This is a genomic window from Streptomyces bugieae (assembly GCF_036352915.1).
Lineage (GTDB): Bacteria > Actinomycetota > Actinomycetes > Streptomycetales > Streptomycetaceae > Streptomyces > Streptomyces endophytica.
Map to the genome: position 1 here is coordinate 1 of NZ_JAZBJP010000165.1, position 450 is coordinate 450.

At 73.6% G+C, this 450-nt stretch carries 1 pseudogene; it reads right to left on the reverse strand.

Features of this window, described 5'->3' with window-relative positions:
* A pseudogene (locus V2J85_RS40700) lies at positions 1-450 on the reverse strand (regulator); the annotation flags it as partial.

The following is a 450-nucleotide window of genomic DNA, read 5'->3' on the forward strand; positions in this document are numbered from 1 at the left end:
TCCCCGGACCGCTCGGCCTCCTCCCGGCACTCCTGGAGCGCCGAGACCGCCCCGACCGCGTCCCCCTGGAGCACCGCCACATAACCCAGCACCCACAGCACCTTGAGCCGCGAGGCGTCGTACGGGGTCGGCTCCTCCAGTACGTGCTCCAGCCAGTACCGCCCCTCCGAGAGCCGGCCGCACCCGGCCCAGTAGAACCAGAGCGAGCCCGCCAGGTGCTGCGCCAGGTGGACCTCGTCGGCGCTCTCCATGGAGCACTCCATCGCCCGGCGCAGGTTGGGCAGCTCGCTGTCGATCCGGGCCGCCACCTCCGCCTGGCGCGGGGAGAACCAGTCCAGTTCGCACCAGGTGGCGAGCCCCAGGAACCAGTCCCGGTGGCGGCGCCGCATCCGCCGGGTGTCGCCGGTCGCGGCCAGCCACTCGGCGCCGTACTCGCGGACCGACTCCAGC